At 70.0% G+C, this 13776-nt stretch carries 10 protein-coding genes and 2 pseudogenes; 6 read left to right on the top strand and 6 right to left on the bottom strand.

The window, feature by feature from the left end; all coding sequences use genetic code 11:
• Positions 1 to 525 precede the first annotated feature (525 nt).
• Together ADK52_RS44235 and ADK52_RS37070 are read right to left on the bottom strand one after the other, a co-directional pair.
• A pseudogene (locus tag ADK52_RS44235) lies at positions 526 to 892 on the bottom strand (alpha/beta fold hydrolase); the annotation flags it as partial.
• On the bottom strand, positions 798 to 1808 hold the full coding sequence (locus ADK52_RS37070) for an ArsR/SmtB family transcription factor (RefSeq protein WP_063784032.1): 1011 nt from the start codon (positions 1806 to 1808) through the stop codon (positions 798 to 800). The gene ADK52_RS37070 and the pseudogene ADK52_RS44235, both read right to left, overlap by 95 nt.
• Positions 1809 to 1896: 88 nt before the next feature.
• Here ADK52_RS37070 and ADK52_RS37065 point away from each other — a divergent pair, with 88 nt between their 5' ends.
• Together ADK52_RS37065 and ADK52_RS37060 are read left to right on the top strand one after the other, a co-directional pair.
• Entirely contained in the window at positions 1897 to 3216 is a 1320-nt protein-coding gene (locus tag ADK52_RS37065) for an MFS transporter (RefSeq protein ID WP_078988889.1), read from the top strand.
• A gap of 308 nt (positions 3217 to 3524) precedes the next feature.
• Positions 3525 to 4106, top strand: coding sequence for a hypothetical protein (locus tag ADK52_RS37060; RefSeq protein ID WP_053694236.1), 582 nt, complete (start codon positions 3525 to 3527; stop codon positions 4104 to 4106).
• 305 nt (positions 4107 to 4411) lie between these two features.
• Here ADK52_RS37060 and ADK52_RS37055 read toward each other — a convergent pair whose 3' ends face one another.
• Complete coding sequence (locus ADK52_RS37055) at positions 4412 to 6490, bottom strand: ATP-binding SpoIIE family protein phosphatase (protein ID WP_159046124.1); 2079 nt, start codon at positions 6488 to 6490, stop codon at positions 4412 to 4414.
• A 546-nt stretch (positions 6491 to 7036) separates the two neighbouring features.
• Between ADK52_RS37055 and ADK52_RS37050 the strand changes: the two genes are divergently transcribed.
• Together ADK52_RS37050 and ADK52_RS40930 are read left to right on the top strand one after the other, a co-directional pair.
• The gene (locus ADK52_RS37050) at positions 7037 to 7708 is read left to right on the top strand and encodes an alpha/beta fold hydrolase (RefSeq protein WP_053694234.1); all 672 of its coding nucleotides are present in this window, start codon (positions 7037 to 7039) and stop codon (positions 7706 to 7708) included.
• Between the two features lie 649 nt (positions 7709 to 8357).
• Positions 8358 to 9184 (top strand): IS5 family transposase gene (locus ADK52_RS40930; RefSeq protein WP_199828607.1). Its coding sequence is split into 2 segments (ribosomal slippage): positions 8358 to 8697 and positions 8697 to 9184, totalling 828 coding nucleotides; the frame shifts between segments, so codons are not numbered across the junction.
• A gap of 686 nt (positions 9185 to 9870) precedes the next feature.
• Here ADK52_RS40930 and ADK52_RS37025 read toward each other — a convergent pair.
• Entirely contained in the window at positions 9871 to 10491 is a 621-nt protein-coding gene (locus ADK52_RS37025; RefSeq protein ID WP_053694231.1) for a hypothetical protein, read from the bottom strand.
• Between the two features lie 141 nt (positions 10492 to 10632).
• Between ADK52_RS37025 and ADK52_RS44230 the strand changes: the two are divergent.
• Positions 10633 to 10844 (top strand): annotated as a pseudogene (locus tag ADK52_RS44230) (transposase); the annotation flags it as partial.
• A 347-nt stretch (positions 10845 to 11191) separates the two neighbouring features.
• Here the strand turns inward: ADK52_RS44230 and ADK52_RS37020 are convergent.
• Both ADK52_RS37020 and ADK52_RS37015 read right to left on the bottom strand, forming a co-directional pair.
• Positions 11192 to 11923 (bottom strand): response regulator transcription factor, encoded by a 732-nt coding sequence (locus ADK52_RS37020; protein WP_234344411.1) that lies wholly within the window; start codon positions 11921 to 11923, stop codon positions 11192 to 11194.
• Entirely contained in the window at positions 11920 to 13152 is a 1233-nt protein-coding gene (locus ADK52_RS37015; RefSeq protein WP_053694229.1) for a sensor histidine kinase, read from the bottom strand. The genes ADK52_RS37020 and ADK52_RS37015 overlap by 4 nt, the downstream gene beginning before the upstream one ends.
• Before the next feature lie 138 nt (positions 13153 to 13290).
• Here ADK52_RS37015 and ADK52_RS37010 point away from each other — a divergent pair, with 138 nt between their 5' ends.
• Positions 13291 to 13722: a DUF4190 domain-containing protein gene (locus ADK52_RS37010; RefSeq protein WP_234344410.1), complete on the top strand. Its 432-nt coding sequence runs from the start codon at positions 13291 to 13293 to the stop codon at positions 13720 to 13722.
• Positions 13723 to 13776: the final 54 nt, after the last annotated feature.

Genomic DNA, 13776 nt, shown 5'->3' with positions numbered 1-13776 from the left:
GGTCTGCTCAGGGGTCTCGGGTGATCGCGAAGGCCTCCTGTGATTCCCAGGGCTGGATGCCAGAAGCTGTACGGGCCTTGACCAAACACGACGGCGCTCGGCGTCGGCAGCGTTCCATGGTTCTAGCGCGTGGAGGGTCTTGGTGTTGCGCGCCGCGCCGTGCGGGGCGAAGGACTCCCCCAGCCGTCCGATGAGCTGCTGGCCGCAGCCTCCAGTTCGCGATGGCCATCGAGCAGTTTCGCCAACGGCCCCGTGAGCACCTCGGGGAGCTGCCCTGCACTCTCGCGGACCCTCGTCACGTGCGCGTCGCAGTCCCGACGGGGCACCCTCAGGTGGCCGGCGTCGGGCACGGGTCCGTGCTGCCGCCCGGTCGCCGAGACCGTCGCGGACACCTGGCGAGCGCTCAGCTGGGGCCAACTCAAGGGCCCTGACCGCTCTTCCGCGACGGCGACCCGTCCGAGAGGTACTGCCGAGCGTGGTTCTACGGCCATGGCACGGACGGCATGTAGACGGTGCGTCGGGACTTCAGTTGGTGGAAAGGGGCAGTTGCACCGCGAAGCGGCAGACGGCGCTGGTGAAGGCATCTGGGTCGTCGAAGTTCGCGAGGTGCCTTGCGCGCGGGATCAGTTCGATCCGTGCCCGCAGACGGGCGCGGGCGAACTCCCTTCCACTGGACCGGAAGACGGAGTCCTTCTCGCCGTTGAGGGTGAGAGAGGATGAGAACGGGTGCCGCCACATGGCGCAGGGAACCCGCATCGAAACGGCCCAGTACCCCGCCCCATGCGGCCGGCACGGTGTCAAAGGCGTACCCGGCTCGAATGGTCGCCCCCACCACGTCCAGCGGATTGAGGTGGCGCGGCAACCGGTCGTTCCACCGGGTCAGCCGATCCGCCCTGGGCCCGATCCATCAGAGCGTCGCCAAGCTCGCTCGTCGCGTAGTGCACCTCGCGCCGGTAGCGGTGGCTCGTGACGAGACCGGCGTCGCGCAGCACCGCGAGGTGCTGGGAGACCGCACCGAGGCTCAGCCCGGTCCGGGCGGCCAGCTGCGTCGTGGTGGCCGGCGAGGTGGTGAACGCCAGGAGCCGGGCCCGGCTGCGGCCCAGCAGCCGGGCCAGCCCTTCGCCGGAGGCACCGCGCCGCTCCCACAGGGTGCCGACGGCCCGCGCCGGGTAGACGATGGCCGGCGGCACCGGACCGGGTCCGGTCAGCAGCCGGCAGCGGAGCGTGAACGCGCTCGGGGCCAATGTGAGCCCCCTGCCGTCCAGGTCGAGGACGGCAGGGGCCAGGTCTGGTGAGACCAGCCGGTCGCCGCTCCAGCTCAGCGTGGGATGCAGCCGGGCGAGTACCTCTTGGATGCCGTCCTCCGCGAGCTGCCGGGTCCGGTACGCGATGTCCGCCTCCAGGACCGCCCGGATCCGGGCCCAGTACGGCCGCACCGCCGCCTCCCACCAGGCACGCAGGGCATCCTCCAGACCGGGCAGGTCCATCCCGGGCTCCGGGGCCGGTGCGGCCAGCAGGATCGCGAGTTCCTCCTCGAATTCGGCCAGCGGGCAGCGTGGAGGGGGCGTCAGGAAGCCCGGCGGGTCCGGCCGGAGGGGATCCGCGCCGGCCACGACCCGCAGCGGAGCGGTCCGCCGGGCGAGAGCCCGGTCCTCCCACAACGGCCGTACCGACGTGATCCACGGCAAGTGGACCGCGTAACGCCCCGGATCCGCGACGGCCGAGAAGCTGACGACCGTCTCCCACAGCGGCGATACCGCGAACCTGACCCCCGCCACGTCCTGCACCCCGAACCGCACCTCGCCCATGCCCGGGCCCCCTCCACGCTGCCCACCAGGTTTCGGCCCAGACTAAAACAATGGCCGCGCAGCCCCCGCGCCGGTGATCTTCGCACCCATGACGCACTCCTGCCCGGGCACCGCCCACGGCCACCGCCACGGCCACGGCCACGGCCACCGCCACCGCCACCGCCACCGACGAGCCGAACGGCCCTCCTCCGCAGTCGGCTTCCGCGCGCTCTGGGCCGCCGACACCGTGAGCCAGTCCGGATCCGCCGTGACCCTCCTCGCCCTGCCCCTCGTCGCGATCGGCACTCTCGACGCCACGGCGTTCGAGACCGGCCTGCTCCTCGTGTCCGAGTACCTGGCCTTCTTGCTCATCGGCCTGCCCGCCGGCGCCTGGGTGGACCGACTGCCCCTGCGGCCAGTGCTGGTCGCGGGCGACCTCGGACGCGCCGCCCTGCTCCTCTCGATCCCCCTCACCGCCTGGCTGGACGCCCTGACGCTCCTCCAGCTGTACGCCGTCGCCTTCGGGATGTCTGTGTGCACGGTCTTCTTCGACGTGGCCGCCCAGAGCGCACTGCCGCGGCTGGTGGGCGGGACGGAGCTGGTACGGGCGAACGTGAGACTGGAAGCCACCCGAAACATCACCCAGGTCGGCGGCCCGGGCTTGGCCGGAGCACTGGTCGGCGCCCTCACCGCACCCGTCGCACTCGCCGCCGACGCCCTCAGTTACGCGGTCTCGGCGCTCCTCGTCGCGCGCGTCAGGCCCCTCGGCGAACGCCCCGCGGCGCGGCCGGAAGCGTCGCTGCGCAGCGAGATCGCCGAAGGCCTCCGCTTCGTGTTCGGGCACCGGATCCTGCGGGCGCTGACCCTCGCCGCCGCCGTCTCCAACCTCTGCGGTACCGTCGGGGCCGCCATGCTCCTGGTCCTGCTCGCCGGAGACCTCGGACTGTCACCGCTGTTGTGCGGTGCGGTGTTCGCCGCAGAAGCCGTGGGCGGGCTGGTCGGCAGCCTCCTCACCCGGCGGATCGCCGCCGTGCTCGGGCAGGGGCGGGCCATGTGCGCGTCCGTCGTAGTCAGCGGCCTGTTGTGGCTGCTGGCGCTGCCCTTCTACCAGGCGGACCGGCGGTTCGCCGTCGCCGTCCTGCTCCAGGGGCTGGGATGGACCGCCTACATGACCTTCAAGGTCACCTCGGTCGCCTATCGGCAGCGGCTGTGCCCCGAACCCCTCCTGGGCCGGATGACCGCGACCATCCGCTTCGTGGTGTGGGGATCCATGCCGATCGGCGCGCTCCTCGGAGGGCTGGTGGGACAGCACTTCGGGGCCCGGACGGCTCTGTGGGTCGGGGCACTGGGCGAGTTGCTCGCCGTGATCCCCCTGCTCCTGTCGCCGCTGAGGTCAGCCCGCGAACTGCCGGGCGAGCAGGGGCCGTAGCAGTCTCTGCCCGCAGCGCGGACCTGAGCCCCACGCGCCCGCGCCCGCCCTCCCCCCGTTGCCTTTCAGTGGCTCCGCAGTGGAGCCTACGGCTTTCGGATCCGGCATGAATTCCCCCCTTGTTGTTGATGATCCGGGGGGTGGTGTCACCGGGCCCGGCCACCGGAGAGGCTCTGAGCGTCGAACACCGGCGATGCCCTCTCCCGCCGACGCATCATCCCGAAGGCTGACTCATGGCTCCCCCGTGCAGACGGCTGTACCGCCTCGGGGGTGACGACCAGCCGCCGAGGACCGAAGAAGCTGATGCCATGACAGCGATCGACGGACTTCACCCGACCACGACTGCGCACCACACCGAACGTCCGGTCCCACCATGGGCCTCCATCACCGCCCATGCGATCCCTTTGCTGCTACTGCCCCAGTGCTTGTGGCGGTTACCGTTCGCCTTCGGCTTTGAGATGGGGCTGGACGCGGACGGGGCGATGCCGTCGTCGTTGTGGGTGTCCGTCCCCTACGTCTTCGGGCTCAGCTTGATCACGGAGGGGTTGGCGCTACTGTCCCTCGGACTGGTGCGGGGATGGGGCGAGGTCGCCCCCGCATGGCTTCCGTTCATCGGCGGCAAACGGATTGCTCCCTTTGCGGCGATCATCCCCGCCTCCCTCGGCGGCCTGAGCGCGACCGTGTTCTGGGCACCCGTACTGCTGAGCTGGTTCGGTGTGGGTGACGCCGCCGGGTTCAGCAGTGGCGGCTGGCAGATACTGGCCCGCCTCTGCATCGCCCCCGGGATGCTGTGGGGCCCTCTCGTCCTGGTACTGACCTACGCCTACTACACGCGCCGCTGCCGCCCCGCCAAGCAACCTGGGCACAGGGGCGGTTCCACGGCCGCCTGAATGCACGTCACGAGGTCCGGACGGGCGGCGCGGTGACACCTCTCGGGACTTGGTGCGACATGGGCGCCGCGAAGTCGGGTGTCAGTGGATGGCACCGCCGCGGCCATGACTGCAACCACACCTGGGAAGGGCAGGTCCTGCACATCGCACTCCCGAACGGCTTGGCCCGCGTAGCGCCTGGGTATGAACGCCCATCCGGCACGCGACTCGGCCGGCGCTTCAGGGGAGGTTCCCACTCCTCTAGGACCGACGCCTCGCCTCGTCTCGCCTCGCCATTCCACGAAGCGGGCCGAGGTCGTGGAACCCTAGACGAGGAAGCCTCCTATGGGCTGCTCCGTCCAGATGGTCTTCCCGGTACCGGTGAACCGGCAGCCCCAGCGGTCGGTGAGCTGGGCCACGAGGAAGAGGCCACGCCCGCCTTCGTCCGACTCCCGTGCGCGACGCAGGCGCGGCTGAGTACTGCTGGGGTCGGACACCTCGCATACGAGCACCCGGTCACGGATCAGCCGGAGCCTCACCGGTCCGCCCGCGTACCGGATCGCGTTCGTGACCAGTTCGCTGACGACGAGCTCCGTCACGAAGCTCAGTTCGTCCAACTCCCAGTCGCCCAACTGGCCCACCACCAGATCACGGGCGTGCGCGACGAGGGACAGGTCGGGTTCGAGTTCCCACTCGGCGACCTGATCCGACGAGAGGGCGTGGGTACGGACGAGCAGCAGAGCGACGTCGTCGGCGGGCTCTTGAGGGAGCACGCTGTCGAAGATCCTCTGGCTTATCTCGCCCAGGCTCCGGCTCGGGTCCGCGCCGGCGAGCGAGCTCCTCAGCCTCTCCATTCCCTCGTCGATGTCGCCGTCTCGGCTGTCGACGAGTCCGTCCGTGAAGAACGCGAGCATACTGCCGGGCTGTACTGCGAACTCCGTGACCTCGAATGGCATTCCGCCGACTCCCAGCGGTGGTCCCGGCACCGTGCCGACGAAGGCCGGCTCGTCACCGGGCGACAGCAGGGCGGGCGGCGGATGTCCCGCCGTGGCAGCGGTGCACTTCCTCGTCACCGGGTCGTAGACGGCGTACAGGCACGTCGCTCCGAGCATCGCCGTCTCGGAGCGGGAATCGCCGGTCATCTCCTCGCTGGAGAGACCGAGCACCAGGTCGTCCAGGTGTGTGAGCAGCTCACCCGGATCCAGATCGAGGTCGGCCAGGGCCTGCACCGCGGTCCTCAGTCGCGCCATGGCCGCGGTGGCATCGAGTCCATGGCCGACGACATCTCCGACGACGAATCCGACGCGCAGCGAGGGCAGAGGGATCACGTCGAACCAGTCCCCGCCGACCCCGACGCCGCCACCCGCCGGCTGGTAGACGCCCACCGTCTCCGCAGCCGCGGAATCCAAAGCCGAGCGCGGCAGCAGGCTTCGCTGAAGGGCCACCACCGACCGGTGTTCCTTCGTGTAACGGCGCGCGTTGTCCACGCCGAGCGCGGCCCTGGAGACGACGTCCTGGAGCAGGGCAGCGTCCTCCTCGCTGAACGCGGAGGGCAACTGACTGCGCCAGACCGTGACGCAGCCGAGGATCAGGCCTCGAGCGTAGAGCGGCACCGCCACGGAGGAGTGCGCCCCGCTCGGGACGAGCAACCGCAGGTTCTCCGGATCCACGCCGAGTTTCGCGTGCAGGACGGCGACGTCCGGCACCAGCACGGGCAGCCCCTTCATGAGGGGGCGCATCAACGTACTGTCCGTCACCGGCGGAAGCGCCTCTCCCACCGCCAGGAGGTTCTCGGCGGATATCTCCGGGCTCTGCGCGGCGGCGGTCCGGCGCAGGCGGACGTCGCCGCTGGTGTCCAGGTGCGGGGGCTCGTCGCCCACCAGCACCTGCTCGGCGATGTCCACGGTCGCCAGGTCGGCGAAATCGGGAACGAGCAGATCCACGAGGGTCTCCGCCATCTCGATCACGTCCAGGGAGGCGCCGATGCCCTCGGCGGCGGCGTGGGACAGCCCTGTCCGGCGTCGCCACGCATCTCGCTCGGCTGCCTCCACCGCGTTTTCCGCCGGAGCGACCAGGACAAGCCACTGCGCGGCGGCGCCGGATGCGCCGGGTGTGTCAGCTGCAAGCCGGACAACCGTGCAGACCAGAGAGGCCACAGGGCCCTCTTGACCTGCTTGATCGCCACCCGGAACGGTGACCAGACGACTGGCCGGTCCCTCCTCCGTACCGACGCTCGGCAGGAGTCCCAGCAAGGAGACGCAGGCCTGACCCGGCGAACACTCCAGCAGGGTCGCAGCCAGCTCCGAACGGGCCATGACCACGCCCGCGTCGTCCAGTACGACCGCTGCCGTTTCGATGACGGGCACCGAGGCCGGCTTCGGGCCACGACGCTCCGGTTCACCCATGTCGCCTCCACGCACCGTGACCTTCAGTATCGTCCCCGAGGGGAAGCCCGGCACCCGCAGCACACCTGGCCCGGCGGCGCCCGCGGCTACGGACCGGTCATCGTATGTGGGCGTTCAGTAACCGTGTCCCGTCACATGGGCGCGGCCCTCGCGCAGCAGCAGCGCGCGTGGCTGGTGCTCCGTTGGAGAGCCGGGACGGCAATCCGAGGCTCCCAGGCTTCCGCGACACGGGTCGGCGCACGCTCCGTCCTCAGCCTCCGCCCTGAGGCCCCTTCCAGCTGTTGGGCATCGGCGAGTGACGCTCCACCGGCCTCACCGCACCCAGCGCGGCCCGGAAAAGGAACGCGCACGGCTCGTCCCGGATGGGCCGTCCGGTCCGGGACCGGCGCCAGGGCCGCGGGCCGGCGCGCCGGCGTCGGGAGGGCACCACGTGTTCTCTGGACATACCCCAGGCAGGCTGTGTGTCGAAAGCGGATCAAGGTGGTGGGTTCGCCGTGGTTCGGAGCTAGGCTCGCTGTCCGGCATCGATCTGAGGAGACGGGCGAGTTGGGTGCTGTGGTGCTTGTACACGGTCTGTATCACCGTCCCGAGCACTTTGATGTGGTGGCGGAACGATTGCGGACCGCCGGAACCGAGGTCGTCGTGCCTGAGCTCCATCGGGGCTCGTTGCCTGCCGACACAGCCGCCGTCCAGGCCGTCATCGATGCGCTGCCGGAGTCCCCGATCGTCCTCGGTCACTCCTACGGAGGGTCAGTGATCACAGGGGTACGCGGAGTGGAGCACCTAGTCCATCTGGCGGCCTTCGTGCTGGATACCGACGAGAGCGCGGCCAGTCTAGGCGGCATGTCCCCGCAACTCCGGGACGCGATCATCCCTGAGCCCTACGGCTCGACCAGTCTGCACCCCGGCCGGGCCGTCGACACGCTCTACGGCGACTGCCCCGAGCCCCTCGCCGCCCGGGCAGTCGGCCTGCTGCGTCCGCAAGCCCCGGGCTGCGGACGAGGAGTCCCGCAACGCCACAGTTGGAAGAGGACTTCAGCCACCTACGTCGTCTGTGCACAGGACCGGGCCATCGACCCCGGCCTCCAGCGGAGGATGGCATCGCGCTGCACCGACGTGCGCGAATGGCAGACAGGCCACTCACCGTTCGCGGGACAGCCCGATCTCATCGTGGAACTTCTGCGGGAACTGCTCGCCGCCCGCACCCCTCCCATGTGAAACGAACGGGTCACAACCACTCGTTGATGGCTGCGATCAGGACGGTGGCCTCGTATCGGACCGCGAGCTCGTCGTATCTGGTGGCGACAGCGCGGTGCCTCTTGAGGCAGTTGATCACGCACTCGACCCCATCGCGCTCGCGGTAGTCGGTCGGGGCGAAGCGCGGTGGCAGACCTCCGCGGAGGCCGAATTCCCTGCGGTCGTGTGCCTGGTCGGCCTGGTCGGGGATGGTGCAGTGGATCCCGCGGCGGCGTAGGGAGGCGCGATGCTTGCGGGAGGCGTACGCCTTGTCAACGGCCAGGTGAAGTTTGGTGGTGAACCCGCTTCGTGAGCGTCCCGGTCCGTGATCGCCGGGCTCGGCGGCGACACCGCCTGGTGGTTCCTTCTGCAGGCACCACGTTTCCGGACCCCGGCCGCATGCTGATGGGCACAGCACACCGTGGAGTCGACGCTCAAGTCCCCCGTGATCGCTCCTTTCGCGTCGGCCAGGGACTGGAGCCGAGTGAGGACGCGGTACCAGGTACCGTCCCGCTGCCATCGGCGGAACAGGTCGTATACCCGGCCAGTCACACACCCCCTAACTGATCGTTTCAGAATGAGCCGAGCCGCGGGTCTTGCGATTGCCGATCTTGGTCGGCAGGGTGTCCGGGTGCGTGCTGATCTTGTTCCTGACGACTTGTGGGAGCGGGTGGCCCCTCTGCTGCCGCCCGCTTCTGAACGGCGCCGCCGGTTTCCCGGGCGGTTGCGCGTGCCCGACCGCGTGGCGCTCGCCGGAGTCCTGTTCGTGCTGCGGACCGGCGTTGCCTGGCGGGACGTCCCGGCGGAGGCTGTGGGCTGCTCCGGGGTGACGGCCTGGCGCCGGCTGCGGGCCTGGACCGAGGCCGGGGTCTGGCCGCGCCTGCACGCCGCCCTGCTGGGCGAACTCCGCCGTGCGGACTCGCTGGACCTGGACGACTGCGCCGTGGACGGCTCTCATGTCCGGGCCCTCAAAGGGGGGATCACGTCGGCCCTTCGCCCGTAGACCGTGCCCGTCCCGGCTCCAAGCACCACCTGATCGTCGACCGCCACGGAACCCCGCTCGCCGTCACGCTCACCGGCGGCAACCGGCACGACGTCACCCAGCTCCTGCCCCTGCTGGACGCGATCCCACCGATCCGGGGCCTGCGGGGACGCCCCCGCCGCAAGCCCAGACGCCTGTACGCCGACCGGGGCTACGACTTCGACAAATATCGCCGTCTATTGTGGAAGCGCGGCATCAAACCGCTGATCGCCCGACGCGGCGTCGCCCACGGCTCCGGACTGGGCAAGGTGCGCTGGGTCGTCGAGCGCGCCTTCGCCTGGCTGCACCAGTTCAAACGACTCCGCACCCGCTACGAACGACGCGCCGATCTCCACCAGGGCCTGCTCGAACTGGCTTGCAGCATCATCTGCCTGCGGAGGCTTCGGCTGCAGACCTCAGCGGGAAACGCTAATTGAACATATTCAAAACCTATGGAAGGCTGGCTCCGGCCGCACTCGGCTCTTCCTGTCGAAGTGGTTGCCGGGCGCATATAGCCAGCAGTCTCGATCGGGCGGGGTGGCATGGACTCAGCAAACAGGGCTCCGGCCCCAGTCCAAGACGGTCAGGGCAGTCAGTCCATGTCAGATGGGCGGCGCTGCCACCGTCTCGCCAGGCCCTTCAGGCAGTTGGCCACGGTCCTCGGATGCCTGCTTCTTGCGTGCACAGCATGCGCTGGAGCCGGCGGCGAGGCTGCCGTGATCCAACAGGTCGAGCTCGTCGGGGACTGGAGCAATGCCAACGGGGCCAGAGTGCGCGTGTCGGCTGGACATGGCTTCTCGGCAATCGGAATCAGCGATGCAGTCCCCGACTATGGGTGCCCTACGGACATGGCTGGTACCTGGCAGTTCTGGACGCAGCACGGCCCACAGGCGAGCTTCGTAGCCTCGGACTCGGCGACCGAAGGAAAGTCGTTCGTCCTGTCGGTGAACGCTGACAGTTCGACCAGCTGGTGCGACCTCCAAGGCCAGGTTCAGCGTGATGACCAAGGCTTCAGCATCTGCCTTGTCCTGGATCTTGACCAGTCCTGCACTGCAGATGAGCTCCTCCGCAAGGACTCGACGCCGCCGCGATAAACATCACGGGCACAACCCCGATCCGAGGTCTAAGGCAGACCCACGAGCCCCCAACCGCGGCGCGCGGCCTCCGTGGTCACGTCGCCCCATTCACGCAGAAGCGCGGTGAAGTCCTCGAAGGTGTCCGGGCGACCTGCCCAGCCCTCACACTCGGCGGCGAACGGCTCGCGCAACGCCTCAAGGTGAGACTCCACCCGCGCCCAGGCACGGGCCTTGCCGGGTACTGCCTCAGGCGGGCACACCAGAAGGACACGCGGGCGCCAGCGGTCGGTGGCCGACGGGAAGAACCCCCCACCGCCGGTCAGCGCGGGATCGTCGGCCGGATCCGCATCCCAGATCAGACCGATGAGAAGGGTGTCGATCGCCTCGCGCAGGGTTGCGCCGACGAGGAGCCGCATGTCGGCCCACGCATCCCCGGCCCGGGCGTGCGGGCGATAGGAGCCGGTGGTGGTGAAGAAGCTGTACTCGACGCACCACACGGACCCCCGATCCGGGGGCCACAGCCAGCCGTCGGGCCGCCCACCCCCCTGGTACTCGTCGTCGAGCTCCGGTGACCAGGCTGCATCGTCCAGCGCTTGGACCCGGTTCTCGACGGGGACGGCGCTCAGATACTCCCAGTCCGCCATGAACAGCGTGAGATCCAGACCCATAACGGCAGCATAGGCAGACCCCGCCTGGCAGGCCGAGGCGGGTCAGCACTCCCCCCGCAGATCAGCTGCGGAGGGTGACGCCGAGGAGGAGCGAAATCCCTTGGTGCTTGCGACGGACCCGAAAGGGGGCTCCACTGCCCGGCACTTGGCCGGTCCCGCGGCGGGCTGACCAGCAATTCCACGTGGTCTGCGACAGAGCGGGCCGGCCTCTGGCATTCGTTCTGACCGGCGGAAACCCAAACGACTGCAGCCAGTTCACCGCCGTGATGGGGGCGATACGGGTGCCCCGTCTCGGACCCGGTCGGCCACGCGTGTGCCCCGACCACATCATCGCGACAAGGGCTACGGCTCGAAGGCTACGCAGGAGAACCGCCGGGCCAGCACCTTCCGCCCACCGGCTCCCCCGCGCTCGCGGCCCGCACGTGTCCGTGCTTCCGGCCGGGTTGAGATGGCCGATCTGTGCCGTGCCTTCGTGCGCAGGCGCTGCGGGTACGGGGTACGGGGCCTGGAGCCCCTTCCTGCCTTGTCGAGGTGACCACCTCGCTGGCCGGCAGCTCCAGCGAGTCGCTCAGCTCCTCCAAGCCCCAGCGCTTCAGGGCGGTTCGTCGCCGGCGGGTAGCGCGCGCGTCACCCTTCTGGAGACGCTGCTCAGACCGGGCAGTACCTGAGTCGGTGGCGATCACGCGGGCCGTGTTGCGCGTCAGCCGGTGAACCCCGGCACCACCAGACCTGATTCGTACGCGATCACCACCGCGTGGGTCCGGTTCTGCGCACCGAGCTTGGTCAGCACGTTCCCGACGTGTGTCTTCACCGTCTCCAGGCTCACCATGAGCGACTTCGCGATCTCCGGGTTGGACAGACCCGTAGCCATCGACCGCAGCACCTCCTCCTCCCGCTCCGTCAGCGCCGCCCTCGGCAACGCCTCGGCACAGTCCAGCGGGCGGGCGGCGACCATCCGGCGCAGTGCAGCCGGGAAGAGGATCGCCTCCCCCGTCGCCACCACCCGTACCGCCTCGGCGATCTGCGGGACCGGATGCCGCTTGAGCACGAACCCGCTGGCCCCAGCGCTGAGCGCCGCGGTGACGTAGCCGTCGTTCTCGAAGGTGGTGATCACCACGACCTTCGGCGGTCCGGCCGACTCGGCGAGCAGCCGCCGGGTGGCCTCGATGCCGTTGCACCGCGGCATCCGTACATCCATCAGGACCACGTCCGGCCGCAGCCGCCGCGCCTGTTCGACGGCCTCGACGCCGTCGGAGGCCTCCCCGACCACCGCGATCCCCGGCTGCGCCGCGAGCAATGTGCCCAGACCGCTGCGGGTCACCGCGTCGTCGTCCGCGATCAAGAGCGTGACGGGGGTACCGGTGGGGCTGGTGGTGGCGGGGCCCGAGCCGGCGCCGGTCATGACGGCTGGGTCCGCGTCAGAGCCGATCATGCCGACACCCGTACCGGCAGCCGGACCGCCAACCGCCAGTGCTGTGGTCCGTCCGGGCCGACCTCGATCTCACCGTGCAGCAGCCGTACGCGCTCGGCCAGCCCGGGCAGGCCGTGCCCGGACGTCCGGAAGACACCCGTGCCCGTACGTGTGCCCGCGCCCGCGCCCGCCCCATTGACCACTGCGAGCTCCAGCCGGTCCGGCGCGACCGCCGCCCGGACCTCGATCGGACCGCCCGACCCGTGTCGCAACGCGTTCGTCAGCCCTTCCTGCAGAATCCGGTACGCGGCCCGGGAGAGCGTCCCCTGCACCTGCGCCAGCTCACCCGAGAGCTCCACCTCCAGCACCGCGCCTGCGTGCCGCAACCGGTCGAACAGCTCGGGCAGGTCGGCCAGGGTCCGGGTGGGTGCCGTCTCCGCCTTCTCCTCGCGCAGTACGCCCAGTACGTAATCCAGGTCCTCCAGCGCGGCCCTGGCCGACTCCTCGATGCTGCGCAGTGCGGCCCGCGCCGCCCCCGGGTCGGCGGAGAGCACCTCTCCCGCCACCGCCGCCTGGATCGTGGTCGCGGTCAGCGTGTGCCCGATCGAGTCGTGCAGCTCGTGGGCCAGCCTGTTGCGCTCGGCCAGCCGCTGCTCCCGCTCGGCCATCAGCGCGAGCTGCTCGGCCGACGAAGGACCCAGGAGCCTCGGCGCCAGCCACCGCAGTACGCTCGTCACGACCACGCACACGACCGCCGCCAGCAGCAGGCAGCCGAGCGCCACCACCCAGCTCTGCCATCCGCCGTCGGACCGCAGCGAACGGCCGAACAGACTCAGCCCGGCTTCGGCACCGAGCCATCCCCCGGGGAGCGCAATCCCCATGAGGATCAGCACACCGCTCGTCAGCGCCCCCGTCCACCCCAGCGCTACGTGCAGCACCAGCCAGAGGGGCGTCCGCCAATGGTCGGCGGCGGAGGACACGGCAGGGGCCGGCAGCGGCACCCGCAGAAGTTGGCGGGCGAACGCGATCAGCGCCCGCCGTGTGGTGCGGGCCAGCCCGAACAAGCCGATCAGTGCTGCCCAGTCCAGGAGGACCAGGACGGCCTGGATTCCATAGGGAGCGGATGGCCACGCCAGTGTCGGCAGCAGTGCGAAAGGCAGCAGTGGAAGGCTCGCCAACGCCCCGCAATAGGCGAACAGCATGCCCGAATACGTGGAGCCGCGCAGCAGCGGCCGGAGTCCCTTGATCATGATCGGCCCAGTATGACCGAGCAGCTCACCGCTGGCCTCCCCCGATCGAGGGAGCAGTTTCTCCCGCCTTCCCGCGATGCGCATCCGCGACCCCGGAAGCCAGGATCGTGCCCTGAACAGTTGACCGGAGGACGTCTGATGAACACGCAAGGACTGGAGATGCCGCCGCATCACACGGCATCGGCTTGGGCCGCTGAGGCGGACCCGTATTCCCCCGGCCCTCAGGGCTGCGGCTACGGCATGCGGCCTCCGGGCGGCAGCAACGGCCTGGCCGGGGCCGCCATGGTGCTGGGCCTCATCGGCTTGAGCACGTCGATCGTCTTCATCGGCGGCCTGTTCGGCGGCATCGGCCTGATCCTGGGCCTCGTCGCCCTGACGACGGCCAAGCGGACCGGTATCGGCCGGGGCAAGGCCCTCACCGGCGTGGTGACGTCGGCCATCGCGATCGTGGTGTCCGTCCTGGTCGCCGTCTTCTTCGTCTGGTACGCGAACAAGACGCAGGAGTGCTACCAGCCCGACGGTTTCCAGCAGTACACGCAGTGCGTCCACCAGCAGCTCACCGGGAATTGACCGGCGACGGGCGACTTCACCTCCTCGTTACGAGGGCCGCCGCGAAACCCGGCT

The organism is Streptomyces sp. WM6372, assembly GCF_001279655.1.
GTDB lineage: Bacteria > Actinomycetota > Actinomycetes > Streptomycetales > Streptomycetaceae > Streptomyces.
Note: the sequence above shows the minus strand (reverse complement) of the source record. Positions and strands in the feature narration are given on the sequence as shown.